The following is a 24,802-nucleotide window of genomic DNA, read 5'->3' as shown; positions in this document are numbered from 1 at the left end:
TGGGAAGCCGACAGGGGATTTCCAGATGGAACGCAGTACCGGTCAGACAGAAACAACCGCGTCCCCAACGCGGATTGCACCGGGTTCGATGGTGCGGCACGTAACACCACCCCGCCAATCGGGGGAAAGCGCCTTTTCAAGGCCTTCGGCGGCTTCTTCCATCCGGCTACAGGGATCGGTTTCGCCGGTGATTTCAAGGACCAGATCACCGATCCGGATACGTGCCCCAGGCGTTCGTGGCAGTTTCATTCCCCGCACCAGCAAATTGGCCCTGCGCGTGGTCCATGGCAAATCCGCGCGGTCAATCTCGGTACAGGCCGCCAGCCAGTCCTCTTCGGCCAGAACCGTGATCTGGCGTTTGCGAAGCCTGCCGCGATAATCGCCATCAACACCGAGATCAAGACTGACATTAACCTTGTCCAGTGTTTCCATTGGTGCACGGGAACGGGTCTTGCGGGCGATACCTATCAGGGTGGCGGTCATGGCTGTTTCTCCGATCAGGTTTTCCATTGGCCCGACACGACCCAGCGACCGGCAAAGTTTTCGGGTACCAGAATGGTCTGGCGCGGGGTGGCGCTGTCATCGCGTTCCGGGTAATCGGTGGTGTAATGCAGACCGCGGCTCTCATGGCGCCACAATGCCGACTGGATGATCAGCTTGGCAACCACCGACAGGTTGCGCAATTCAAGCAGGTCATTGGTGACACGGAAATTGCCGTAATACTCGTCGATCTCTGATAACAGAAGATCAATGCGATGCTGCGCACGTTGCAGACGCTTGGTGGTGCGCACAATGCCGACAAAGTCCCACATCACGTTGCGCAACTGTTCCCAGTTATGGGCAACAATGACTTCCTCGTCGGAATCGGTAATTCCGGTTTCATCCCAGTCCGGCAGGTCCTTGAACCGGTCATCGACCGGAAGGGCTTCGACAATGTCGCGTGCCGCCGCCTCGCCAAATACCAGGCATTCCAGAAGCGAGTTTGACGCCAGCCGGTTCGCCCCGTGAAGACCCGTCCCTGCACATTCGCCAATCGCATAAAGCCCGGTCAGATCGGTGCGCCCGCGAAGATCGGTCAAAACCCCGCCGCATGTATAATGTGCTGCCGGAACAACCGGGATCGGCTGTTTGGTCATGTCGATGCCGTACGACAGGCAGGTTTCATGGATGGTCGGGAAATGCTCCCGGATGAAATCCTCGCCCTTGTGCGTGATATCAAGGTACACGCAATCCGCACCCAGACGCTTCATTTCATGGTCAATCGCGCGCGCGACAATATCGCGTGGGGCCAGTTCGCCGCGTTCGTCAAACCGGTCCATGAAACGCGTCCCATCGGCAAGCAGCAATTTGCCGCCTTCGCCGCGCACTGCCTCGGTAATCAGGAATGATTTGGCCTGCGGATGATAGAGGCAGGTCGGGTGAAACTGGCTGAATTCCATATTCATCACCCGGCAACCCGCACGCCATGCCATGGCAATGCCATCGCCCGTCGATCCGTCGGGGTTGGATGTAAACCGGTAAACCTTGCTGGCACCCCCGGTGGCAAGTACCACGGTGCGTGCATTGAACGACCGGACCTTGCCGGTTGTCAGATCAAGCGCATAGGCCCCGATGCATCGTCGGCCTTCTCCCCCAAGCTTGCGGTCTGTCACCAGATCAATCGCAAGGTAGTTTTCAAAAATCCTGATGTTCGGGTGTTTGACCGCCTCACCCTGCAGGGTGGTCTGCACCGCGCGCCCGGTGGCATCGGCGGCATGAACGATGCGGCGATGGCTGTGCCCGCCTTCACGTGTCAGGTGAAACGGCTGGTCATTGCCGCCTTCCGGATCGCGGGTCAGTTGAATGCCAAGATCATCTAGCCATTTGATGGCATTGGGGGCATTGCGTGCAACAAATTCGACGGTGTCGCGTTTGCACAATCCGGCACCTGCAATCAGGGTATCCTCGACATGGCTTTCGATGCTGTCGGCGGCATCAAGCACGGCGGCAATTCCGCCCTGTGCCCAGTTGGTCGAACCATCGTCAATCTTGCCCTTGGAAAGGACGGCTACCTTTACATGCGGGGCGAGTTTCAGTGCGGTGGATAAACCGGCAGCACCGCTGCCGATGACAAGCACATCATAATGGAAGGACAGATCAGTCATGATATCCCATCGCTTGTGAGGCAAGGCGACGGATGGCATCTGGCGCGGTGGCGTCATCATCCGGGGCCTGAACAGAAGCGGCAGAATAGGACTGCTTGTGACGAAGCTCAAACATTATCGTCGCAATTTTGCCAGCAATTACATCGATATTGTAACGTGTCTGCTTGCATGTCACGCACCATCGCCCAGATACTGGGAAACGGAATTCGATCAGAAGGGGAAGGTAGATGAACGCATCGACACCATCCGGGAAAGTTCATGCTGGCGGCTGCCACTGCGGTGAAGTCCGTTATGAAGTGCACGGCAAACTGCATGATACCAAGATGTGTCACTGCAAACTGTGCCGCAAACTACACGGTCATGTCAGTTCATATGCCCGGGTGGAAAAGGATGCCCTGCATCTGACCCGCGAAGAAGGCCTGCGCTGGTATCGCCTTTCTGATCAAAGCGACCGGGGCTTTTGCAAGGAATGCGGATCATCCCTGTTCTGGCGACCGGTCCGTTCGCAGGAAGTTGCTATTACACCCGGAACGCTTGATGGTGCATCGGGCATATCGACATCTGCCCAGATGTTTTGCAAAGACAAGGGCGACTATTACCCGATTGATCCGGCGATCCCCGCCTATAATGGGGATGACGAAGCCTGATTGGACGAGTTGACGCGCAGTCAGTCCCGATCGGTCACGCCGGGGACCTTCATCCAGGTCAGTTCGTGCTTGTTGTTGTAAAGATGTACGACCTTTGATCCGGGAATGTCGGCAAACTGGGTAATTGCGGCATAATCAGTGTCGCCCTGCAGCTTGATGGTGCAGATGAAATTGGTTGCCATCCCGGCATCCATCCACTGATTGACCAGCTGGAACAACCGGTCCGGATAACAGATCACATCCGAACAGAGCCAGTCGATATAACCGACTTCATCGGGGTTAAGTCCGAATGCGCTTTCCTGCCGGAAATCGACACGTGGCAATTTGGCGATCTTGGGGTCAAGCCGCGCCTTATCGATGCTGATCACATCGGTGCCAAATTCATGCAAAACCCATGTCCAGCCGCCGGGGCTGCCGCCCAGATCCATGGTACGATCACCGGCTTGCGGTGTTACCCCAAGCCGCGTAAAGGCTTCCCACAGTTTCAGATAGGCGCGGTTGGGCGGGGTGGTCTTGTCTTCTTCAAACTCGACCTCGCCGTTTTTCCACGGGCTTGAACAATCCATCGATGCGATGATCGTATCAGGATCGATCAATGTCCATGAACCCAGCGGCGCGGTCGGGGCCGGTTCGCCAAAAACCTGCCGTTTGGCCGATACATGCGGCAGGTTGGCCTCGATCAGTTTCGCACGCGAAAAATGATCGAACTTGAACATGGCCCAGTTGCGCTGATTGAATTTCAGGATTTTGGCCGCACCCTTGATCGACGGGATTGCCATACGCACCGGATTGCGCCAGACATTTTGCGCCCAGAAGACACGGCGTTCGGGGCCGGGTGCGAACATCAGCCGGTCGTGGCTTTCGATCACGTCGCCAAGTTCGGCGCGCAGCTGATCTTCAAAGCCGACAGGGGCAAGATAACCGGTCGCATCCATTGGTTCGATGACCGCATCGATACCGTCGGGGATGTCAAAAGTCCGGGTGGTGTGTGTCTGATCGTTTTTCATGGGCCGCTTTTACGCTGATTTCGCCCAATAAAAAAGCAGGAAAGCCACATAACAGCTTTCCCGCAGTGTCAGACTATCCAGCTAGAGATCAGAATTTGTCTGCCTGAACCAGACCGTCGATCAGAAGCACCTTGGTGGCATCGCCCTTGATGCCGAAATCGTTGTCATTGATCAGGGCCAGAGCACCGTCACCCATAATCGCAAGACCTTCGATCTTTGTTGGGGCCATAGGGTAATCGGCACTGTCGAAACGAAGTGTTTTGGCAACTGCCTTCAGGTCAAGCTTTGACAGGTCGTTTTCCTGTTCAAGCGACGGGCTGGTCGACATATCGTCCCAGCGAGATGCCAGAATGTTCGACGCACCATCGAGTTTGACTTCATGCAGTTTGGTAGTGCCATCGGTCCGTTCCAGAACCAGCAGACGGTCATCGCCAAGGCCAAGGACCTCGGAGATGCGTGGGGCATTCTGTTTGTCCGACGGATCGTTGCGGAAGGTCTGCGGATCATCAAGCTGATAGATATATTCGCCCGCAAGCTCGCCCTTTACGCGGTCATAGACAAACAGACGGGTGTTCTTGGCGGTTTTGTAAGCATCGGCATTCGGGTTCGCCAGCGGGTTCTGCACCATGAAATACAGTTTGCTTTCATCGGGCGACACGGCCATCGATTCGATGCCGCGGTTGGTCTGGCGGGTGACAAGGATCGCTGGAAGGCCGCCGCTAACTTTATAGGCCGCACCCTCGAAATCCTTTTCCGAACCGGCCGGAACGATACGTTCGTTCACAGTGCCATCTGCCGCGACATGCAGGATCGACGGGCCGTTTTCCTCACCGATCCAGTACGAACCATCCGACAGGCGAATGATGCCTTCTGCATCGATGGACGAAACCGACTGTGCCAGTTCCTTGCCATTGGCATCGACCGGCTTTTCGGTTTTTGCAACTGACAGCTTGTTGGTCAAACCGGTCAGCGGCACACCATTCTGGTCTTTCAGCGCAATGACATCCTTGACGTCAAAGCTGCCGTCATCATTCAAGAAGATCGTGTAGATCGACGGCGAATAATCCGGGGTCGCATAAACGCGAACCTTGCGGCCCTGGCAAACGACATCTTCGGAAACGCCAAGCACGTCCTGAACGTCATCGCAAACAAAGTTCGGACCGCGGTCTGATACGGCATAAAACATATTGGCCGGATCACCCGGACGGCGATAGGCACCCGAACCGAAACCAACCGTCAGGTCGCGGGCCTTGCCGCCATCTACCATTACAGTCGACAGATTGTTAATCGCACTTTTGGTTTCGAAAACCTTGGCCTCGCCCGCCATTGCCGTTGTTGCAAGAAGCATGGCCGCAATACCGGCAAAACCGGCTGCAATCGTCCGTTTCATGGTGTGATCCCCCATCGTGTAACCCATACGAAGAAACGCCCGAACCCGGCATATGCATCGGTTCAGGCGCAAGTGATGAGGATCACATTAGAATTTTACTGTGACAGTTTGTTTGCGGTTGCGGGTCGTTTCCGTGAAACAACAGAAAGTCGTAACCTATCGCCGCAAACAAGCGGGCTGTTTACCAGAAATCCTCGCGCCGGACGGTAAAGGTTTCCGCGACACTGGCATATTCGTGATAGCCCAGCCGTGCCAGCGGCTCGAACAGGGTGACATCGACCATGCCGTCACGGATGATCGCATCATCGATATGCAAACCGACCACTGTACCGATCACCATCGCGTTTTTGCTTTGCGGGGTGGGGCCGGGCAGATCGACAATCTGGAACACCTTGCATTCCATATGGATCGGAACGCCCTTGATCCGGAATGCTGCAACCGTTTGCGCCGGTTCCTTGGTCAGGCCGGCATATTCAAATTCATCCTCGCCCGGCGGCAGGGGGGCGGAACAGAAATTGATTTCGCGCAGCATCGCACGCGGGGCGACGGCGGCAATGAATTCGCCGGTTTCACGCGCATTGTTCAGGCTGTCAATCGATCCGCCGGATGCAAACATTACCATTGGCGGATTGCCACAAACCGCATTGAAAAATGAATAGGGGGCCAGATTGGCGCGCCCCTGTTTATCAACCGTCGAAATCCAGCCAATCGGACGCGGCGCGACACAGGCCTTGAACGGATCATGCGGCAGGTTATGGGGTGTTTTTCCGGGTTCGTAAAACATGATGTTTCCGCTATTCCTGTTGATCGCTGGAACGGGGGGCATAATTATCGCCACGCACGGTTTCCGGCCGTTCCGAAAGATGCAGGCGGGTTTGCTGCAACGGGGTTTCGGCGATGATGTTGCCACGCCGGATGACATAAAGCCGGTTGGCCCGCAGGCGAATGGCTTCGATCGTATCGCGGGCCTGCAGCACGACGAAATCGGCATTGTTGCCAACTTCGATCCCGTAACCTTCAAGTCCCATGATTTTTGCGGGCTCGGTTGTTACCGCGTCAAAACATGCCCGGATATCGTCGCGCGACGTCATCTGCGCCACATGCAGTCCCATTGATGCGACTTCAAGCATATCGCCTGATCCCATCGAATACCATGGGTCCATCACGCAATCATGACCAAACGCCACGGTCAGCCCGGCCTTGCGCAATTCGGGCACGCGGGTCATGCCGCGACGTTTGGGATATGTATCGTGACGGCCCTGAAGGGTGATATTGATCAGCGGATTGGCAATCGCGCTGACCTCGGCCTCGGTCATCAGGGCGATCAGTTTCGATACGTAATAATTATCCATCGAATGCATCGATGTCAGATGCGATCCGGCCACCCGCCCCTGAAGGCCAAGGCGCTGCGTTTCATAGGCCAGCATTTCGATATGACGTGACAGCGGATCATCGGTTTCATCGCAATGAATATCAACCCGAAGGCCGCGTTTGGCCGCCATTTCGCAAAGTTCGGTAATGCTTTGCGCGCCGTCCGCCATGGTGCGTTCGAAATGCGGGATACCGCCGACAACATCGACACCCTTATCGAGTGCGCGAATGACATTCTGCTTTGCCGTCGGGCTGCGCAGATAGCCATCCTGCGGAAAAGCCACCAGTTGCAGATCAATATAGGGCGCGACCTGTTTTTTGACCTCAAGCAATGCATCAACCGCAAGCAGACGGTCATCACAGACATCGACATGGCTTCTAATGGCAAGCAGGCCATTGGACACTGCCAGATCGCAATAGCGAAGTGCGCGCTTGATCACTGCTTCGATGGTCAAAAGAGGTTTAAGTTCGCCCCAAAGCGCGATGCCTTCCAGCAGCGTGCCCGACTCATTCATCCTTGGCAGGCCCAGCGACAGGGTTGCATCCATATGGAAATGGCTATCGACGAAGGGTGGGCTGACCAGCATTCCGTCACAATCGATTTCCTCGGCCGCCAGGATCGGCAATTGTGGCCCGATTTCGATGATCTTGCCATCCTTGCATGCGATATCAATGCCGGTACGACCATCGGGCAGATTGGCATTTTTCAGAATCAGATCGGCTTGCATGGTGGCGTCCTTCGAAAGTGGGGCTTTTAAATCATCAGAGTCTTGGGTTGGCTGGGGCGGTGATGCAAATCAACGCTGCCCCTTGAACCATGGCACCAGCAATGCCTTGGGATAATCGGCCTTGCGCGCGACAATGATCAGGGCGGCAATCGATAACAGATAAGGCATCATCAGGAAAACCTGCGATGGCAGGAACGCACCGACCTCGGTTTGCAGGCGGACCTGAAATGCATCAAACGCGCCAAACAACAACGCGCCCAGCAATGCCTTGCCGGGACGCCAGCTTGCAAACACCGTAAGGGCAATGCAAACCCAGCCACGGCCATTGATCATGCCAAAGAAAAACGCATCAAAGGCCGACATGGTCAGAAACGCACCGCCCAACGCCATCAGGCTCGATCCGGCAACCACGGCCCCGATGCGCAGCGCATAAACCGATAACCCTTGCGCCTCGACCGAGGACGGATTATCGCCAACCGCCCGGATCGCAAGGCCAAGCGGGGTGCGATACAAAACCCAGCCGGTGACAAACACCATGACAAGCGCCAGCATTGTAAGAGCCGTTTGTGAAAACAGTGCCGGGCCGATAAACGGCAAATCCGACAGGATCGGGATATCAAGCGGCTGGAACGGTGTAATTCGCGGTGGGGACGACACATCGGGCAATGCCGTGCGATAGGTGAAATACGACAGACTGGTCGCAAGCAACGTTACCCCGATCCCTGACACATGCTGCGACAGGCCAAGCGGCACGGTCAGGATCGCGTGGATCAGGCCGAAAAAGCCCCCGGCCAGGGCGGCGACCAGAACGCCCCCCCATAATCCGGCACCCAGCCAGACAGCCATCCATCCTGCCATCGCCCCGGCGGTGAAAATGCCTTCGATGCCAAGGTTAAGAACTCCGGCGCGTTCACAAATCAGCGCGCCCAGCACCCCGAAAATCAGCGGTGTTGCAATACGAAGGGCTGCGGCCCAGAAATTTGCGGTCAAAAGGATATCGATGATTTCCATGGTCTTTCCCCTTAACCCGCCGATTTCTGATGTTCGAAATGGACCTTGAACCGGGTTAAAAACCCGCCGATCAAAACGCACAGCAACGCCATCGCAACAATCAGATCGGCCAGATAGCTTGAAACGCCAATCGCGCGGCTCATGGAATCTGCACCGACAAAAACCGACGCCACAAACAGTGCGGATATAATCACGCCAATCGGTGACAGCCGGGCCAGCATGGCAACCACAATTCCGGCATAACCATAACCCGGCGACAGATCGGTCGCGAGGTAGCCACGGGTTCCCGCCACTTCCGATACACCGGCAAGTCCGGCCAAACCACCCGACAGCATCGCGACCAGCACCATGGTCTTGGTCACCGAAATGCCGGAAAACTTTGCCGCCGCAGCATTTTCACCGACTGCACGGATTTCAAATCCCCAAATGGTGCGCTTGACGAAAATCGCCAAAGCCACGGCACAGATCAGCGCGATCACCAATCCCAGATGCACCCGCATCCGTTCGATCAGCGGCGGCAAAACAGCATTATCGATTACCGGTTCGGACTGTGGCCACCCCATCGACATCGGGTCTTTAAGCGCACCTTCGAGCATCATCTGCACAAACAGAATAACGATGAAATTTAAAAGCAGAGTGGTTACGACCTCGTCCACGCCCAGCCGTGTTTTCAAAAGTGTCGGCCCGATCAGCATCACCGCCCCAGCAGCAGCCCCGGCAATCAGCACCACCGGGATCATGATATAGCTTGGCCCGTCAATGACGCCTGATCCAATGGCAACGGCGGCCATGGCCCCCATGTAAAGTTGCCCCTCGGCCCCGATATTCCAAAGCTTGGCCCGAAATGCGATGGCGGCTGCCAACCCGGTCAGGATCAGTGGGGTTGCGCGTGTCAGCATTTCCGAAATTGAAAACATCGATCCGAACGCGCCGCTCATCATCAGGCCATACGCCTTGATGATTGGTGCCCCAGCCAGCGCAAGGGGGATCGCCGCCAGAAGAATGGCGATAATTGCCGCCAGGACGGGCACGCCATAAACCATGATTGCGGATGGATTGGTGCGGGGTTCAAACCGGATCACGCCGGGTCTCCTGATCTCGGGGCATTTTCATCGGTTTTTTCGCGGGGCTTTGTGCTGGACTCAAAATTATCGGGCCCGAAATCGATATCGCCTTTTTTCTGTCCGGCCATCATCAGGCCAAGCTCGGACCGGTCGATATCATGTGCCGCAATTGCTGCCGATACATGACCGGCGTGAATCACCGCAATCTGATCGGACAGGGTCAGAAGTTCATCGAGATCCTCGGATATCAGAACCACCGCCGCCCCGCCTTCGCGTGCCTCAAGAAGCCGCCTGTGGACTTCGGATTGCGCACCAACGTCAAGTCCGCGTGATGGCTGGTTGGCAAGAATTAGTTTTGGTGATTTTTCAAGAACACGCGCAAGGATAAGCTTTTGAATATTCCCGCCAGATAGCAGACGTGCGGGAGCATCCGGGCCGGGGCAGCGCACATCATAATCGGCAATGGCATGTTCGGCGCGTTTTCGGATTGCCTCGAAATCAAGGAAGCCGAACTTCTGATAATCGCGGGATCGGACATCTTCGATGGCGATGTTTTCCGCCACCGTCATCGAGCCCACCATGCCGTCATGATGGCGGTCTTCGGGAATGCGAGCGATGCCATTCTGGGCGAACTGATGGGCATCGAATTTCGTGACTTTTTCACCAAAAATCTCGACTGAACCAACATCGGGACGATCCAGCCCGGCAATCAGTTGCGCCAACGCCGCCTGCCCGTTACCCGATACCCCGGCAATGCCAAGAATTTCGCCTTCACGCGCCATAAGGTTCACCCCATGAAGGGAACGTCTGGCATCGCCACGATCAATCGTAACATCCCGAAGTCCTATGACCGGTTTGCCCGGTGCGCGTTCGCTGCGTCGGCTGACCGGAACATCGCGGCCAACCATCAATTCGGCAATTGATCGCCGGTCGGCCTGATCGGTTGCCATTTCGCCAACCTTTTTGCCGCCGCGCAGAACCGCGATGCGATGGGAAACCGCCAGAACCTCGGCCAGTTTATGGGCAATGATAATGACCGAAAGCCCGGTCGCGGCAAGCTGTCGCAAGGTTGCAAAAAGGCTGTCTGCCTCCTGCGGCGTCAGAACCGCGGTCGGTTCGTCAAGCACCAGCAAACGGGCATCGCGATAAAGGGCTTTAAGGATTTCAACGCGCTGCTTTTCGCCGACGGTCAGTTTGTGAATCGGCTGATCAAGATCGACGTTAAGACCCGATCCCGCCATCAGCTTCGTCAGTTTGGCCCGTGCACCGGTGCGGTCGCGGCGCAGGCGGAAAATCGGTTCCGTACCAAGGACAATATTATCAAGGCCGCTTAGATTTTCGGCCAGCGTGAAATGCTGATGAACCATGCCGATGCCGGCATCAAGGGCCGCCTGCGGTGCACCGGGTTCAAGCGGGGCAAGGATGCCATCCGCACCCGCGACCATCACGGTTCCCCCGTCGGCGACATAATGGCCAAACAGGATGTTCATCAGGGTGGTTTTACCCGCACCGTTTTCGCCAAGCAGGGCAACGATTTCGCCCTTGTGCACATCAAGGTCGATGGCGTCATTGGCGATCAGGGGGCCGAATTTCTTGGTGATTGCAGCCAGTTGCAGCAGCAATTGCGGGGATTTTTCCAAAGATGGGTTGGCAGCAGATGACATCCGGCTGATCCGTTAATTTTTATGTGTCACGCCTTGGCCGTATTGCGATAGCGGCGGGGGGGTGTTCCCCGAAAACGAAAGGCAGTCCGATGTTTAAACCGGACTGCCTGCAAAGTGGAAGAAATCTTACATGGAAGATTTCGGTTCTTCGTCATTTACGTTGACGGTAAAGCTGCCATCGAGAATTTCAGCCTGCTTGGCTTCAACTTCGGCAACGGTTCCATCGGGCAGAAGGGCGCCATCCAGAACGACGGTGCCGCCACCCGGTGCCATATAGCTGAACTTGCCGTAATCTTCGGCCTTGAATTCTCCCGCCTTGACGGCGGCAATAGCGTGATCAACGGTCGGTTCCATATGCCAGAGTGCCGAACCCAAAATGGTGCCCGGATAATCAGCTGCGGTATCAATCACGTTGCCAACCGCAAGAACACCGCGTTCCTTGGCAGCATCCGAAACGCCAAAGCGTTCGGCATACATGACGTCGGCACCCTTATCGATCATCGCAAACGCGGCTTCTTTGGCCTTGGGCGGGTCATACCAGCTATTGATGAAGGTCACGGTGAATTCGACATCCGGATTGACCGATTTGGCACCTTCCATAAAGGCATTCATCAGGCGGTTGACTTCCGGAATGGCAAAGCCGCCGACCATGCCGATCTTGTTCGATTTGGTCGCCTTGCCAGCCGCCATGCCGACCAGATAGCTTGGTTCATGGATGTAGTTGTCAAAGACCGAGAAATTGTCGCCTTCGGGGCCGAAGCTCGAACCCATCAGAAACGCGGTTTCGGGATAATCGGCGGCAACCTTCCGAGCCGCGCGTTCAACACCGAAAACTTCGCCCAGAATAAGGGCCGAGCCATTTTCGGCATATTCACGCATCACGCGTTCATAGTCGGTATTGGCGACGTTTTCGGAAAATTCATAGGTGATGTCGCCACGTTCCTGGGCCGCATTCAGCGCCTTGTGGATACGTGAAACCCATTGCTGTTCGACCGGAACGGTGTAGATCGCCGAAACCTTGATCGGGTCGGCGGCCATTGCCGGTGCGCCAAGGCCAAAAGATACCACCGCGGCTACTGCGGCCATGGCCGACAGCATTGCGCGACGGGAAAGATGGAAAGTACCAGACTTCATGATGTCCCCCTGCAGGTTATTGCCAATCTTGGAAATTCTACTTTTCTGCGTATTTGATGTGCAGATTGTATACATGATCAGAAGAAGGGCAAATACAGAGTTGTCCAAATGGTCAAATTGCCGTTTTCGGCTAAATTGCTGTAATCAAATTCACATCAGGATGTATTGAATTACGTGGATTTACGGATGCGTGAATTCAGAACCAGCGAATGCGCATGGCATATCGCCCGCATCAATTCGGTCAGACCAGAATAAAAACATGGAGTCCGACGATAATATGCGGGGTTTTGGGCTGTTGATGTCGGGGACGAAAATCTTCCTGTTTTTGAGCCGAACCGGTTAAGATTGTCTAAACGGCTGAAATTACTTTGAAACTGTCGCGACTCCTTGAAAATTTTCGGAGTCTATTAACTTTTTGCGGTGATGCTTTCCTCAAGAAATATGGGGGAACCTGGAACGCATCATGACAAAGAAGACATCCTTACCGCTTGATCAGGTTATGGTCGGGGACTGCATCGAACTGATGAACAGCCTGCCGGAAAAGTCGGTCGATCTGATTTTTGCCGATCCGCCCTATAACCTGCAGCTGGGTGGTGATCTGCTGCGCCCTAACAATTCCAAGGTCGACGCAGTTGACGATCACTGGGACCAGTTTGACAGTTTCCGTCACTATGACGATTTCACCCGTGACTGGCTGACCGCTGCACGTCGTGTCCTTAAGGATACCGGTGCGATCTGGGTAATCGGTTCATATCACAACATTTATCGCGTCGGCACGGTGATGCAGGATATCGGTTACTGGATTCTGAACGATATCGTGTGGCGCAAAACCAACCCGATGCCGAATTTCCGCGGCAAACGTTTCTGCAACGCGCATGAAACCCTGTTGTGGTGTTCGAAAAATGCCGAGCAAAAGGCGATCACATTCAATTACGAAGCGATGAAGCAGCTTAATGAAGGATTGCAGATGCGGTCCGACTGGCTGCTGCCGATCTGTTCGGGGTCTGAACGTCTGAAGAATGAAAAGGGTAAAAAGGTCCATCCGACCCAGAAGCCCGAAGCATTGTTGCAGCGTGTTCTGCTGGCGACGACCCGTCAGGGTGATGTCGTGCTTGATCCGTTCTTTGGTACCGGTACCACCGGTGCGGCAGCGCGCCGTCTTGGCCGTCATTTCATCGGGCTTGAGCGCGAGGAAGAATACGCCAAGGCTGCGAAGGAACGCATTGCCAAGGTTCAGATGCTTGATGGCGAAAGCCTCGAGATGACGGAGTCGAAGCGGTCGCTTCCGCGTATTCCGTTCGGTGCGGTCATCGAACGCGGTCTTCTGGCACCGGGCGACAAGATTTATGACAACCGTGGCAATGTTGCAGCGCTTGTCCGTGCAGATGGCTCAATCAGTCACAAGGACAATGCCGGTTCGATCCATCAGATCGGTGCCCATGTTCAGGGCGCACAGGCTTGTAATGGCTGGACTTACTGGCATTACAAGTGTGACGGACGATTGGTTGTGATCGACAATTTGCGCAGTCAGCTTCGCAAGGAAATGGGACAGGTTTCCGCCTGAGTTCTTGCAGCGCAGCACGCGCAAAATGACCTGATCTGGAAGGCCGGGATGGTTGAGAAACCTTCCGGCCTTTTGCATTCGGGGGCAATTCTTGCTATATCTTGGGTCTTGGAATTATCCGTAAGGATAGATGGAGAGTCCCATGCAGGTTGGCGCAACAGGTAGTGCCGCTTACGCACCGAACCCGGTCCAGATCCAGCAGGCAGCTGCGCCGATCGCCGAAACCGGTGGTAATGATCTTCAATCACCGCCGACCCAGCGGGTCGATCAGGTGGCAGAAACCGAAACATCGCAACAATCGTCCCCGCCCAGCAGTACGGGCCGTGGGCAGGTCATTGACATCTACGCCTGACCGATTGCATACGATTTTAAAAGGCCCGCGCCGGAATGGCAGCGGGCCTTTTTGTTTAGGTGGACGATTGAACCCGGATCAGCGGTATTTCAGCGCGTGCCGAACGATTTTTTTCATCACTGTCGGCAGGGCAAATTCCGATAGCCCGTCAATTGTGGTCCAACTGCCATCAAGCTTTGCGGCATCGCTTTCAGATATTTTGGTGGCAAGAATCGTTACATCGAGATGGAAATGGGTGAAAGTGTGCCCGACAGTACCATCCAGTTCCGTCCAATTGGCCTTGATCGGGGCTTCGGACAGCATCACATCGTCCGGGGCATCAATTGCACGCCAGTCGCTGCCGGGGACTTCGTAAAGTCCGCCCAGCAAGCCTTTTTCCGGGCGACGACGGACAAGTATTTTACCGTCTTCGCGCTGTATCCAGAAGGCATAGCCAACCCGGGTCGATTTGGCGGGTTTCTTTCGTTTTCTGGGCAGTTCCGGGGCAATGCCCGATTTGCGGCCTTCGCAGGAAGCCTGCCACGGACAAATGCCACACGCCGGATTGCGCGGCGTGCAGATCGTTGCCCCCAAATCCATCAGCGCCTGCGCATAGTCGCCCGGCCGGTCGGAGGGTGTCAGGGCTGCCGACTTTTCCTTGATTTCGGGTTTGACGTCGGGCAGTGGGGTTTCAAGCGCAAACAGGCGGGAAATAACCCGTTCGATATTGCCATCGACCGGGCTTGAATGGCGGTTAAAGGCGATGGCTGCAACGGCGGCGGCGGTATAGGGACCGATGCCGGGCAGCTTCAGAAGGCCTTCTTCGGTATCGGGGAACCGGCCACCATATTCATCGGCAACAACCTTGGCGCATTTGTGCAGGTTGCGTGCGCGTGCATAATATCCCAGACCTTGCCAGGCATGCAGAACTTCATCGAGATCGGCATTGGCAAGATCGGTGACGGTCGGCCAGCGTTGCAGGAATGCTGCGAAATAGGGACCGACCGTAACTACGGTGGTCTGTTGCAACATGATTTCGCTTAGCCAGACGCGGTAAGGGTCTTGTGCGTCGCCCGGTTCGGCACGCCATGGAAGGGTGCGGTGATGGCGATCGTACCAGTCCAGCATGGTCCGGCCGAGGTGATGGATTTCGTCATTGGTGAAATGCACGGCGTTCCCGTGTTATGTTGCGGGTATGAAAACGGGTAGTTACGTTTAGGTTCTGAGCAGACCCTACGAAAGAAGCGGGCGTGAGCAAGCAAAAAGATATGACCGATACGCCGACACATAGCACGCCGGATCAGCGTGCCGATATGGTTGCGGCAAAGAATGCGGTCAAAAAGAAACAGAAAATTACCCCGATGGGCAGTTCGGAACGCCGCATGGGCCTGCGCAATATCGCGGCCATGGTTGGCAATCTGACGCGCCCACTGGTGCGTAAACGCGGTTTCTTTCAGGCCGAAATCATTTTGCATTGGGCGGAAATTGTCGGTCGCGATCTTGAACAATTCACCATGCCGGTCAAATACAACCCGCCGCGGGGTGAAAATGCCGGGGGTGGGACGCTTGTGATCCGGGTGATGGGGCCGGTGGCGATTGAATTGCAGCACCGCATGCCGCAGATCATCGACCGCGTGAATACCTATTTCGGATATCGCGCGGTGGAACGCATAAAGATGATGCAGGGCGATATTTCCCGCCCGGAACGCACCGTCAAACGGCCGGAAAACGTGCCCGAAGGCCCGATCCGCGCAACCAGCGAAGTCGATATCGCCAAAATCGAAGACCCTCATCTGCGCGAAGTGCTGACCCGGCTCGGTCGTCGCATTTCAGGGGATGTTCATGCCCGGGGGCAACCGGGGCAGAAGAAATAGTTGGTGAAATTGCGTTCCAAATCACGTGTAAGTCATTTGCCAATCAGTGGCGCAAAGCCTTATTCCGGTTCGGGTAGGATCGAATCATTTTCCCATAATGTTTGATCACGGAGTTGCCGCATTTCCAAACGATGTTGGCGACTCGTTGGCTCATTAGCGCTTTTTGGGGGCGTGTTGACTCCCGCGCTGCAACAGGCTTGTAATCACAAAATATTGTTTTAACGGAGGTTTCCTTGCTGAAGGCAGTTAAGTTTTTTGCGATCGCATTCGCGTTTGCGATCGGTGTTGTCGGGGCGCAGCAGGCCAAGGCTGTGGAATACAAGGAACATGTGCTTGGCAATCCGGATGCGCCGGTGACGATCATTGAATATGCATCGCTGACCTGCCCGCATTGCGCTGCGTTCCACAATGAAACCCTGCCGGAAATTAAAAAATCTCTGATTGATACCGGCAAGGCAAAGCTGATTTTCCGCGATTATCCGCTGGATGGTGTTGCTGTGCGCGCCGCTGCTGTTACGCAGTGTGCCGGGGATGATCGTTATTTCGGTGTTTTGGGGATGCTGTTCAAATCGCAGATGACCTGGGCACGTGCAGCTGACCCGATCGAAGGGATCAAACAGGTTGTTCGTTTTGCTGGTATGGATGGCGATGCGGTGGATGCCTGTATGGCGGACGAGGCCCTGATTGACGGGATCGTTGCGTCGCGCATGCGTGGTGAGCAGGAATTCAAGGTCAATTCGACGCCGAGTTTCGTGATTGATGGCGAAACCTTTGCCGGTTCGCGTGATCTGAAATTCTTCGAAGACAAGGTCGAAGAACTGACCAACTGATAAATGTGATCTTGCCGGATGCCGCATCGGTGGCATCCGGCAATCAGGGGAAGGGACGGACCGGGGGCATGATTGGTCCAGTTTAAATCGCTACGGCTGACGGGGTTCAAATCCTTCGTCGATTCAACCGAATTACTGGTGGAAGACGGGCTGACAGGTGTTGTCGGCCCGAATGGCTGTGGCAAATCCAATCTTGTTGAAGCGCTGCGCTGGGTCATGGGGGAAACCTCGGCCAAGCAGATGCGCGGCTCGGACATGTCCGACGTTATTTTTGGTGGGACATCGTCCCGTCCTGCCCGAAATGTTGCCGAGGTTACGGTCGTTCTGGACAATGCGGAACGTAAAGCTCCGGCGATGTTCAACGATCACGAGACGCTTGAAGTTGTTCGACGCATAGAACGCAGCGGTGGCTCGAACTACAAGGTTAACGGCAAGGATGTCCGCGCGCGTGATGTCCAGTTGCTGTTTGCTGATGCGGCAACCGGGGCCCGGTCAAACGCCATGGTGTCGCAAGGCAAGATCGGGGCGCTTATCGGGGCAAAGCCAAGTCAGCGCAGACTTGTTCTGGAAGAAGCCGCCGGGATCACTGGCCTGCATTCGCGCCGTCACGAAGCCGAACTTCGGCTTAAAAATGCCGAACAGAATATGGAACGTCTTGAAGACGTTCTGGTGACACTTGATAGCCAGATCGCGTCCCTGCAAAAGCAGGCGCGACAGGCCGAACGGTACCGCAAACTTTCCGAAAGCATCCGTCAAACCGAGGCGTTGCTGTTCCACATTCGCTGGACCGATGCCGACAAACGACAGGCAGATGCACGTGAATTGCTGGTGCTGGGTGAAAGTGCCGTGCGTGACCTGACCGGTCAGGTGACCGAGGCAACCACTATTCAGGCCCATATCGCCGTAAGCCTTCCAGAACTTCGCAAAAAGGAAAGCGATGCGGCGGCGGCCTTGCAGCGCATGCTGATCGAGCGCGAAGGACTGGACAAGGACAAGGCCCAGATCGAAACCCAGATGTCGCAGCTTCGCGCACGCATCCAGCAGATTGATGCCGACCTTGCGCGTGAAGCCGAACTGGCAAGTGACGCCGAAGGTGCCCTTAACAAGCTTAAGAATGAACGCGAAGAACTGCGCGAAGCGCAGGGCGGCGAGGATGACGAGCTTGACGAGGCAAAGGAACGCGCCGTCGAGCAGGCCGCGCGGGTCGAAACGCTGGAAGGGCAGGTTGACGAACTGACCAATCGGGCCGCGGCCGAGGAGGCCCGCCTTAAAAGTGTTCAGCAGCGGTTAAGCGAGCTTTCTGCCCGTCGCTCGCGCCTCACCGAACGCTATGACGAGGCGGTTTCCCGTCTTGATGATATCCGGGTTGAAGCCGATTTTACCGATGCCCTTGAAGAAGCCGGTCTGGCGCTTGAGGAGTGCGAGGAACTTTGCGAGCAGCGCAAGCTTGCCATCGAAGATGCCGAGATGCGCCTTGCGGAATTGCGAGACCGTGAAGACAGTCTGAAAACGGCCGAAACCGCATCGCGCGATGCCTTGCGTGATGTCGAAAGCCGCAAGGCACGGCTCCTGGCAGAAATCGAAGCGCTTGAAAGTCTGGTCAAGGGGAATGCAGATCAGCAATTCCCGGCGGTGATCGAAAGGCTTTCGGTGACCAGCGGTCTTGAAATGGCGATGGCTGCAGCACTCGGAGAAGACCTTGACGCGCCTGATGCCGAAGATGCGCCGATGCACTGGTCGGCGGTTGATCCCGGTGCAGATGACCCGGCACTGCCCGAAGGGGTTCAGGCGCTGGCGAAATTTGTTGAAGGTCCGGCATTGCTGAACCGCCGTCTGTGGCAGATCGGGGTTGTTGATGACGAGGCAACTGGTAACTGGCTGGCCAAGACGTTGAAAACCGGGCAGCGGTTGGTGTCGCGCGAAGGTGCGCTTTGGCGTTGGGACGGGTATCGGATCAAGGTTGGTGCGGAACTTCCAGCAGCCGTACGTTTGCGGCAGCGTAATCGACTTGAAGAATTGCGCCTTGAGCTTGAGGAAGTCGACGAAGCGGTCGAGCTTGCAGCGGAAAAGGCCGATACAGCGCGCGAAAATGTTGAACGTCTTGAAGAAGATGTTGAAGCCGCGCGCAACGGCGAACAGGAAGCCCACCGCGCTCTTCGCGAAGCAGAGGGATCATTGGCCCGTGCGCGTGAAGAAATTGCCAATATCAAACGTGATGCCAGCGCCATTGAAGGTCGTCTGCAACATGCCGAAGAAGCCGAAAAGCGCGCCAAGCAGGATCTGGACGAACTGATCGCCGAGCAGGAAGAGCTTGCCGCAACGCCCGAGGAATCGAGCGAAGGCCTGATGGAAATCAAGGCCGAACTGATTGAAAAACGTGCTGAGCTTTCGGATGCACGTGCCGATCAGATGGAGGCGCGCAGTCAGCTTGAACGAATGCAGCGTGACGCATCTGGCCGTCGCAAGCGCCTTGAATTTGTTGAAAGCGAAATAGCATCCTGGAACGATCGTGCATCGGGAGCGGGCGAACGCGTTGCCCAGCTCCGCGAGCGTCAGGAAGAAGCGCGGATGGAGATCGAGGAGCTTGAACTTAAGCCCGACGAGATCGAAGAGCGCCGCGCGATCCTGTCGGACCGGATCGAAATAGCCGATCAGGCACGCAAGGACGCGGCTGACGAATTGGCGCGTGCGGAAAACGCGCAGCGCGAAGCCGATCACAACCTGAAAGAAGCAGAACAGAAACTTGCCGAGGCTCGCGAAGGCCGGGTTCGGTGCGAAGCACTTTTGGAGCAGGCAGAACAGCATCGTCGCGATTTGATCGAACGCATTCGCGAACGGGTGAATGCAACGCCAGATCAGCTTGTTGAACTGGCCGAAATTGACCAGACCAAGGAATTGCCTTCTGAAGAGGATATAGAAGCCCGTTTGCAGCGTCAGTCACGCGAACGCGAAAACCTTGGCGCGGTTAACCTGAGGGCCGAGGTCGAACTGGCCGAGATGGAAGAACAGAAAGACACGCTGGTTTCCGAACGCGATGACCTGATTGCGGCCATCGAAAAATTGCGCAACGGTATCAACCAGCTGAACCGTGAAGCCCGAAACCGTCTGAAAACGGCATTTGACGAGGTCGACAAGCATTTCCAGCAGTTGTTTGTCCGGCTGTTTGGCGGTGGTGGCGCGCATCTGATGCTGACCGATGCGGATGATCCGCTGGAAGCCGGGCTTGAGATCATGGCATCCCCGCCGGGCAAGAAATTACAGCATCTTTCATTGTTGTCCGGTGGCGAGCAGGCATTGACGGCGGTTGCGCTTCTGTTTGCGGTGTTCCTGACCAACCCGGCACCGATTTGCGTGCTTGACGAAGTTGACGCACCGCTTGACGACGCCAACGTCGACCGGTTCTGCAAGCTGCTTGAAGCCATTGGTCGCCACGCCAATACGCGCTTCCTTGTGATTACCCACCATCGCATGACGATGGCGCGCATGAACCGCCTGTTTGGTGTGACCATGGCGGAACGCGGGGTTTCTTCGCTGGTGTCGGTCGATCTGCGTCAGGCCGAGGTTTATTCCCAGAAAGAGCAAAAAGAGCTCGATTTCACCAACTGATCATTTTTCCCGTATTGGGGTTTCGTTAGTATCCGTCTTTGGGTTAAGAGGGAGCCCTGACGAGACACTCCAACCGGGAACAGTGTGCTGAATGTCCAAAGAAGTCCGTGCGTTATACGAACAGTTTCCTTATCCGATGCGTGACCCGCAGGAGGAAAAGGACCGGTTGCTTATGCCGCCAATGGATACCCTTTCCCGGGTCAATCATTACGGATTTGGTGGCCGCAAAAAGATCGATGCCGGTTTTCGTGCACTTGTTGCCGGAGGCGGGACCGGTGACAGTCTGATCTGGCTGGCCGAACAGTTGCGTGATTGCGGCGGGCAGGTCACCTATCTTGAACCATCAAGTGCCAGCACAAGGGTAGCGCGTGCGCGCGCCGAGGCGCGCGGTTTAACCAATGTCACCTATGTAAATGCGACGATTGGCGAGTTCGCCGCGACTGCACCGAAAAAGTTCGATTACATCAATTGTGCAGGTGTGCTGCATCACCTTGAAGTGCCGGAAGAAGGCCTTCGTGATCTGGTTGCGGTTCTTGCCGATGACGGGTGCATCGGTGCGATGCTGTACGGTGAACATGGCCGCCTTGCAGTGACCGAGTGGCGCAGGATGGTTGCGCCGCTTCTGCCGGGCAAGACACTTGACGAACAGCTTGCCATGACGCGGAGCCTGCTTTCGACCCTGCCCGAAGGCAACATGCTGCTTAAAATGGGTGGCGGTCCGGGCTTTATCAAAGGATTGCTTGAAAACGATCCCGAGATTGTCGATCTGCTGCTGCATCCGGTTGAATGTGCCTATGACGTGCACGGGGTTTATGATTTTGCGGCGTCAGCCGGGCTTGAAGTTGCGGCCTTTACCGGGTTTTTCGGATTTGGTGGCACCGGCAAGGCGCATTACAGCATTGAGAACCACATTGCCGACCCGAAAATTCTGCGTGACCTGATGGCCTTACCGCTTCGCGATCAACAGACATTTTGTGAACGTTATAGCGGTGCAATGCCGCTGCATGCATTTTATCTTACGCGTCCTGACACCAAACGTGCGGCGCGCGGAACCGTAATGCCGGATCGCGATTTATGTCCGTGGTTCTTTGTTGCCCCTTCCGAAAGCTTCTTTGACGATCTGCTCCGCAATGCGGGTAAACCGATTGTCCTTGCAGATGGTACCGGCAATGCGGTCGACCTCACAGGCGGTCCGGACCTGGCCAAGCTTTTGGCACTGTTTGATGGCAAGACGTCTTTTGGGGATATATCAGCCCGGTTGCGCGACGAAATCCTACATAAACAGCCAATCGACATGAATCAGATCGCGGATAATACATTGGCGGCGGTCTGGGGGCTGTTTCACAAGTTTGACTGGATGCTGGCATCATCATCCGAAAGCGGCTGGCAGCAGCAGGACGGACAACGCCGATTGTCAGTTACGTTGCCAAAGTGATCCTTGATCGGTGTTTCTGCTGGTAACGATGCGGGCGGCTTTGTGATGAATCGGCCTGGTAGGTGGCGGTCCTTTGTAACCGGTGTCGGGACATCATTGCGTTATTGGGGCCAAACCACGTGGCAAAAGTTGGAAATCCATAAAAAGCGATTGAATTCACACTCGTTACACAGAAGGCCAATTCTGCGGTTCAAAGGGGCAGGAACCAAGGGAAACCGCCGGTTGCACGTCTGTGTTTGCGTGGGTCTCCGGTAAATGCGGGTGCGACTATCGCCTAACGTCAAATGTGAATGATCGCACATTTAGGCTATAAAGTTATTTTAAAACAAATAGTTAAATGCAATTCCATCCCCCCGGCAAGGCGGGGTTTTACGGCTTGACAGCCTATGGGGCGCTAAGTATGTTGCCCGCGCATTTCCTTGCGACGTTTGCAAGGCTGCCACAGCGGGGTTCACGACGATGAGCGATGATAAAGATCGCGCTTCATTAGCAGAGCTTGAAAGCAAGTTGGCGGCTGTAGCAAGCAAGCGTGAAGAAACGCACAGCCCGAACCGGGCGACCGGCAAACCATCCCAGGGGATGGCATTAGGAATGAGAATTTCAGCGGAAATGATTGCTGCGGTTCTTGTTGGACTATTGATTGGCTGGGCGCTGGATCGGGTGCTTGATACGACGCCCTGGTTGCTTGTTCTGTTTGTATTTCTCGGAGCAGGTGCTGGTGGTCTTAACGCTTATCGGGTGGCCAAGGGATTCGACAGTGCCGTCGGACTTGGGCGCGCGATGGGGGAGCGCAAGCAGGGGGACAAGGATTAGCCTTGGCCCTCAAAAGATTGAGCGAGGATTACGGTGGCTGGACCGCTAGAGCAGTTTGAGATCAAGCCCTTGGCCGAGCTATCGGTTGCTGGCGTTGATGTTTCCTTCACCAACTCCGCACTTTGGATGGTGATCGCAGCCGTTCTCGTAACGGGCTTCATGACGCTCAGCATGCGTCGCGGGGCATTGGTACCTGGCCGCTGGCAGGGTGCCGCCGAGGTGATGTATGAATTCGTCGCCAATATGTTGAAAGATAACGTGGGAACCGCGGGTCGCAAGTACTTCCCGTTCGTTTTCACCCTGTTTATGTTTGTTCTGTTCGGGAACCTGCTTGGCATGATCCCGCACAGCTTTACGTTTACGAGCCATATCGCTGTTACCTTTGCGATGGCTCTGGTGATCTTTATCGGTGTGACCATTATCGGCTTCGTTCGCCACGGTACGCATTATTTCCGGATGTTCTTCCCGGAAGGTGCGCCGATCGCAACGGCCTTCATTCTGATCCCGATTGAAATCATCTCCTATTTCTCTCGTCCGTTCAGCCTGGCGATCCGACTGTTTGCGAACATGACCGTCGGACACATCATGCTGAAAGTGATTGGCGGGTTCGTCGGCCTGATCGGCATCTTCGGCGTCCTTCCGTTTGCTCTTCTGACGGGGATTACGGTTCTGGAGTTCGGCATTGCTGCGCTTCAGGCTTATGTCTACACCATTCTCACCTGCATCTATCTCCATGATGCAATCCACATGCACTAATGCTAGTGGACCGGTGTGATCTCTTCTGATTGCCTTTAAGAAATTCGAAAGGGTGAAGTTATGGAACTCGATGCTGCTAAGATGATCGGTGCTGGCCTGGCTGCTATTGGCATGATTGGTGCCGGTATCGGGGTTGGTAACATCTGGTCGAGCCTGATTGCGACTGTTGGCCGTAACCCGGCTGCAAAAGGCGACGTTGAACTGTATGGCTGGATCGGCTTTGCCGTTACCGAAGCTATTGCACTGTTCGCACTCGTCGTTGCGCTGATCGTTCTGTTCGGCTAATCGGCGCCTTTTGCGCGAATACTCGGCCCGGCGAGGATACCCCTCGCCGGTGTCGTTGAATTCGGGAGTAGGCTATGCCGCAGTTTGATATTGCGACGTTCTCGGAACAGATTTTCTGGCTGTTTGTTATTTTTGGCATCCTGTATTTCCTGATGTCGAAGATCGCGCTGCCGAAGGTTGGCGAAGTTCTGGAACGCCGTCACAAAACCATTGAAGACAACCTTGGCAAGGCACGGGCGTTGAAAGACGAAACCGATGCCGCCATCGCGAAATACGAGGCTGCCTTGGCAGAAGCTCGTGATGCCGCACAGGCAGATATTCGCGAAGCAACGGAAAAAGCAGCTGCAGAGCATGCTGCGAAAACCGAAGCACTGGTCAAGAAACTGTCGAAAAAGACCGCTGATGCCGAAAAGGCCATTGCTGGTGCGAAAGACGATGCGATGAAAGGTGTGGCAGAAGCCGCATCCGAAATCGCCCGTGAAGCAACCGACAAGCTTATCGGTGTCAAGGTTCAGGCCAAAACTGCCGACAAGGCTGTTTCGGCGATCGTAGGAGAGTAAGAAGATGGCAACCCCGCACGAGGTTACGTTCCTTACCGATCCCTACACCTGGACCACGCTTTCCTTCTTGCTGGTTGCCGGTTTCGGCGGCTTCAAGGCTGTTAAGGGTATTTCCGGCGCACTCGACAAGCGTGCGCAGAAAATCTCCGAGGAGCTCGATGAAGCACAGCGCCTGCGTGAAGAAGCTCAGGAGCTTCTGGCCAAATATCAGGCCAAACAGCGCGAAGCATTGAAGGAAGCGGATGAAATCCGTGCCCATGCCAAGGCGGAAGCCGACCGCATGCTGGAGAACGCCCAGGCTGAACTGAAAGCGTCGCTCAAGCGTCGCGAACAGCAGGCCGTGGACCGTATCGCCAATCTCGAAACCCAGGCCATTGCCGAAGTTCGTGCCCGTGTGGCCGAAATCGCGGCACAGGCAACGCTTGCACTGGTTTCCGAAAAGGTTACCGCCGCAAAGGCCGACGAGCTTGTCGATAATGCAATCGCGGAAATCAAAGGTCGCCTGAACTAAAAATTCCGGTTTTCCGGAACGCAAAACCCCCGCAGAACTTCTGCGGGGGTTTTTGTTTGGTTACCTGTTCGTCACGC

The 24,802-nt window shown here is 55.6% G+C and carries 24 protein-coding genes; 12 read left to right on the top strand and 12 right to left on the bottom strand.

From position 1 onward, the window contains the following. Positions 1–42: 42 nt before the first annotated feature. Genes TH5_RS12205 through TH5_RS12195 form a run of 3 tightly spaced genes read right to left on the bottom strand, consistent with a single transcriptional unit; the run spans position 43 to position 2,319 of the window. Positions 43–483 carry an MOSC domain-containing protein gene (locus TH5_RS12205; RefSeq protein WP_114122146.1) on the bottom strand — a complete coding sequence of 147 codons (441 nt, stop codon included), beginning with the start codon at positions 481–483 and terminating at the stop codon, positions 43–45. A 14-nt stretch (positions 484–497) separates the two neighbouring features. After that, positions 498–2,144 (bottom strand): L-aspartate oxidase, encoded by a 1,647-nt coding sequence (gene nadB / locus TH5_RS12200; protein ID WP_114122103.1) that lies wholly within the window; start codon positions 2,142–2,144, stop codon positions 498–500. Continuing rightward, positions 2,137–2,319 (bottom strand): hypothetical protein, encoded by a 183-nt coding sequence (locus TH5_RS12195; RefSeq protein WP_114122102.1) that lies wholly within the window; start codon positions 2,317–2,319, stop codon positions 2,137–2,139. Before TH5_RS12195 ends, nadB begins: the two co-directional genes overlap by 8 nt. A gap of 52 nt (positions 2,320–2,371) precedes the next feature. Between TH5_RS12195 and TH5_RS12190 the strand changes: the two genes are divergently transcribed. Then, positions 2,372–2,791, top strand: a complete 420-nt coding sequence (locus tag TH5_RS12190; protein ID WP_114122101.1) for a GFA family protein — start codon at positions 2,372–2,374, stop codon at positions 2,789–2,791. Between the two features lie 20 nt (positions 2,792–2,811). Here the strand turns inward: TH5_RS12190 and TH5_RS12185 are convergent, their stop codons facing one another. From TH5_RS12185 to TH5_RS12150, 8 genes are all read right to left on the bottom strand, one after another. Continuing rightward, complete coding sequence (locus TH5_RS12185; protein ID WP_114122100.1) at positions 2,812–3,798, bottom strand: SAM-dependent methyltransferase; 987 nt, start codon at positions 3,796–3,798, stop codon at positions 2,812–2,814. An 88-nt stretch (positions 3,799–3,886) separates the two neighbouring features. Then, positions 3,887–5,188 (bottom strand): esterase-like activity of phytase family protein, encoded by a 1,302-nt coding sequence (locus tag TH5_RS12180; protein ID WP_114122145.1) that lies wholly within the window; start codon positions 5,186–5,188, stop codon positions 3,887–3,889. 181 nt (positions 5,189–5,369) lie between these two features. Then, complete coding sequence (locus tag TH5_RS12175; protein WP_114122099.1) at positions 5,370–5,972, bottom strand: flavin reductase family protein; 603 nt, start codon at positions 5,970–5,972, stop codon at positions 5,370–5,372. A gap of 10 nt (positions 5,973–5,982) precedes the next feature. Continuing rightward, positions 5,983–7,287: an amidohydrolase family protein gene (locus TH5_RS12170; protein WP_114122098.1), complete on the bottom strand. Its 1,305-nt coding sequence runs from the start codon at positions 7,285–7,287 to the stop codon at positions 5,983–5,985. Between the two features lie 69 nt (positions 7,288–7,356). Further along, positions 7,357–8,298 carry an ABC transporter permease gene (locus TH5_RS12165; RefSeq protein ID WP_114122097.1) on the bottom strand — a complete coding sequence of 314 codons (942 nt, stop codon included), beginning with the start codon at positions 8,296–8,298 and terminating at the stop codon, positions 7,357–7,359. An 11-nt stretch (positions 8,299–8,309) separates the two neighbouring features. Continuing rightward, the gene (locus TH5_RS12160; RefSeq protein ID WP_208638443.1) at positions 8,310–9,380 is read right to left on the bottom strand and encodes an ABC transporter permease; all 1,071 of its coding nucleotides are present in this window, start codon (positions 9,378–9,380) and stop codon (positions 8,310–8,312) included. Beyond that, positions 9,377–11,026, bottom strand: a complete 1,650-nt coding sequence (locus tag TH5_RS12155; RefSeq protein ID WP_114122096.1) for an ABC transporter ATP-binding protein — start codon at positions 11,024–11,026, stop codon at positions 9,377–9,379. The genes TH5_RS12160 and TH5_RS12155 overlap by 4 nt, the downstream gene beginning before the upstream one ends. Before the next feature lie 126 nt (positions 11,027–11,152). Continuing rightward, positions 11,153–12,160, bottom strand: a complete 1,008-nt coding sequence (locus TH5_RS12150) for a BMP family protein (protein WP_114122143.1) — start codon at positions 12,158–12,160, stop codon at positions 11,153–11,155. A gap of 463 nt (positions 12,161–12,623) precedes the next feature. Between TH5_RS12150 and TH5_RS12145 the strand changes: the two genes are divergently transcribed. Both TH5_RS12145 and TH5_RS12140 read left to right on the top strand, forming a co-directional pair. Further along, on the top strand, positions 12,624–13,724 hold the full coding sequence (locus TH5_RS12145) for a site-specific DNA-methyltransferase (RefSeq protein ID WP_037990538.1): 1,101 nt from the start codon (positions 12,624–12,626) through the stop codon (positions 13,722–13,724). A 142-nt stretch (positions 13,725–13,866) separates the two neighbouring features. Then, entirely contained in the window at positions 13,867–14,076 is a 210-nt protein-coding gene (locus tag TH5_RS12140) for a hypothetical protein (RefSeq protein WP_114122095.1), read from the top strand. 78 nt (positions 14,077–14,154) lie between these two features. On the opposite strand, the gene mutY is transcribed toward TH5_RS12140, so the two are convergent. After that, positions 14,155–15,225 (bottom strand): A/G-specific adenine glycosylase, encoded by a 1,071-nt coding sequence (gene mutY, locus TH5_RS12135; RefSeq protein ID WP_114122094.1) that lies wholly within the window; start codon positions 15,223–15,225, stop codon positions 14,155–14,157. 80 nt (positions 15,226–15,305) lie between these two features. Here mutY and TH5_RS12130 point away from each other — a divergent pair, with 80 nt between their 5' ends. The 9 genes from TH5_RS12130 (at position 15,306) to TH5_RS12090 (ending at position 24,725) form a co-directional block, all read left to right on the top strand. Further along, positions 15,306–15,929, top strand: coding sequence for a DUF721 domain-containing protein (locus TH5_RS12130; protein WP_114122093.1), 624 nt, complete (start codon positions 15,306–15,308; stop codon positions 15,927–15,929). A 233-nt stretch (positions 15,930–16,162) separates the two neighbouring features. After that, a complete protein-coding gene (locus TH5_RS12125) occupies positions 16,163–16,759 on the top strand; it encodes a DsbA family protein (RefSeq protein WP_114122092.1) in 597 nt (198 codons plus the stop codon). A gap of 72 nt (positions 16,760–16,831) precedes the next feature. Next, entirely contained in the window at positions 16,832–20,365 is a 3,534-nt protein-coding gene (smc, locus tag TH5_RS12120) for a chromosome segregation protein SMC (protein WP_114122091.1), read from the top strand. A gap of 91 nt (positions 20,366–20,456) precedes the next feature. Beyond that, positions 20,457–21,800 (top strand): class I SAM-dependent methyltransferase, encoded by a 1,344-nt coding sequence (locus TH5_RS12115; RefSeq protein ID WP_114122090.1) that lies wholly within the window; start codon positions 20,457–20,459, stop codon positions 21,798–21,800. 459 nt (positions 21,801–22,259) lie between these two features. After that, complete coding sequence (locus tag TH5_RS25995) at positions 22,260–22,613, top strand: AtpZ/AtpI family protein (protein WP_244204898.1); 354 nt, start codon at positions 22,260–22,262, stop codon at positions 22,611–22,613. A gap of 33 nt (positions 22,614–22,646) precedes the next feature. Beyond that, complete coding sequence (locus tag TH5_RS12105) at positions 22,647–23,369, top strand: F0F1 ATP synthase subunit A (RefSeq protein ID WP_114122089.1); 723 nt, start codon at positions 22,647–22,649, stop codon at positions 23,367–23,369. A gap of 60 nt (positions 23,370–23,429) precedes the next feature. Next, entirely contained in the window at positions 23,430–23,654 is a 225-nt protein-coding gene (locus TH5_RS12100) for an ATP synthase subunit C family protein (RefSeq protein ID WP_007089066.1), read from the top strand. 74 nt (positions 23,655–23,728) lie between these two features. Then, the gene (locus TH5_RS12095) at positions 23,729–24,214 is read left to right on the top strand and encodes a F0F1 ATP synthase subunit B family protein (RefSeq protein WP_062951573.1); all 486 of its coding nucleotides are present in this window, start codon (positions 23,729–23,731) and stop codon (positions 24,212–24,214) included. A 4-nt stretch (positions 24,215–24,218) separates the two neighbouring features. Then, positions 24,219–24,725, top strand: coding sequence for a F0F1 ATP synthase subunit B family protein (locus TH5_RS12090; protein WP_114122088.1), 507 nt, complete (start codon positions 24,219–24,221; stop codon positions 24,723–24,725). The last annotated feature ends 77 nt before the right edge of the window (positions 24,726–24,802 follow it).

This window comes from Thalassospira xianhensis MCCC 1A02616 (assembly GCF_003326475.1).
GTDB classification, from domain to species: Bacteria; Pseudomonadota; Alphaproteobacteria; order Rhodospirillales; family Thalassospiraceae; genus Thalassospira; species Thalassospira xianhensis.
This window is presented reverse-complemented; position numbering and strand designations above follow the sequence as displayed.

Bases quoted from the DNA above. Each gene is read 5' to 3' on its own strand.
- TH5_RS12185 (WP_114122100.1), bottom strand. From the start codon at position 3,798: ATGAAAAACGATCAGACACACACCACCCGGACTTTTGACATCCCCGAC.
- TH5_RS12145 (WP_037990538.1), top strand. From the start codon at position 12,624: ATGACAAAGAAGACATCCTTACCGCTTGATCAGGTTATGGTCGGGGAC.
- TH5_RS12155 (WP_114122096.1), bottom strand. From the start codon at position 11,026: ATGTCATCTGCTGCCAACCCATCTTTGGAAAAATCCCCGCAATTGCTG.
- TH5_RS12165 (WP_114122097.1), bottom strand. From the start codon at position 8,298: ATGGAAATCATCGATATCCTTTTGACCGCAAATTTCTGGGCCGCAGCC.
- TH5_RS12205 (WP_114122146.1), bottom strand. From the start codon at position 483: ATGACCGCCACCCTGATAGGTATCGCCCGCAAGACCCGTTCCCGTGCA.
- TH5_RS25995 (WP_244204898.1), top strand. From the start codon at position 22,260: ATGAGCGATGATAAAGATCGCGCTTCATTAGCAGAGCTTGAAAGCAAG.
- TH5_RS12170 (WP_114122098.1), bottom strand. From the start codon at position 7,287: ATGCAAGCCGATCTGATTCTGAAAAATGCCAATCTGCCCGATGGTCGT.
- nadB (WP_114122103.1), bottom strand. From the start codon at position 2,144: ATGACTGATCTGTCCTTCCATTATGATGTGCTTGTCATCGGCAGCGGT.
- TH5_RS12095 (WP_062951573.1), top strand. From the start codon at position 23,729: ATGCCGCAGTTTGATATTGCGACGTTCTCGGAACAGATTTTCTGGCTG.
- TH5_RS12090 (WP_114122088.1), top strand. From the start codon at position 24,219: ATGGCAACCCCGCACGAGGTTACGTTCCTTACCGATCCCTACACCTGG.
- TH5_RS12140 (WP_114122095.1), top strand. From the start codon at position 13,867: ATGCAGGTTGGCGCAACAGGTAGTGCCGCTTACGCACCGAACCCGGTC.
- TH5_RS12180 (WP_114122145.1), bottom strand. From the start codon at position 5,188: ATGAAACGGACGATTGCAGCCGGTTTTGCCGGTATTGCGGCCATGCTT.
- TH5_RS12150 (WP_114122143.1), bottom strand. From the start codon at position 12,160: ATGAAGTCTGGTACTTTCCATCTTTCCCGTCGCGCAATGCTGTCGGCC.
- TH5_RS12100 (WP_007089066.1), top strand. From the start codon at position 23,430: ATGGAACTCGATGCTGCTAAGATGATCGGTGCTGGCCTGGCTGCTATT.
- TH5_RS12175 (WP_114122099.1), bottom strand. From the start codon at position 5,972: ATGTTTTACGAACCCGGAAAAACACCCCATAACCTGCCGCATGATCCG.
- TH5_RS12115 (WP_114122090.1), top strand. From the start codon at position 20,457: ATGTCCAAAGAAGTCCGTGCGTTATACGAACAGTTTCCTTATCCGATG.
- TH5_RS12190 (WP_114122101.1), top strand. From the start codon at position 2,372: ATGAACGCATCGACACCATCCGGGAAAGTTCATGCTGGCGGCTGCCAC.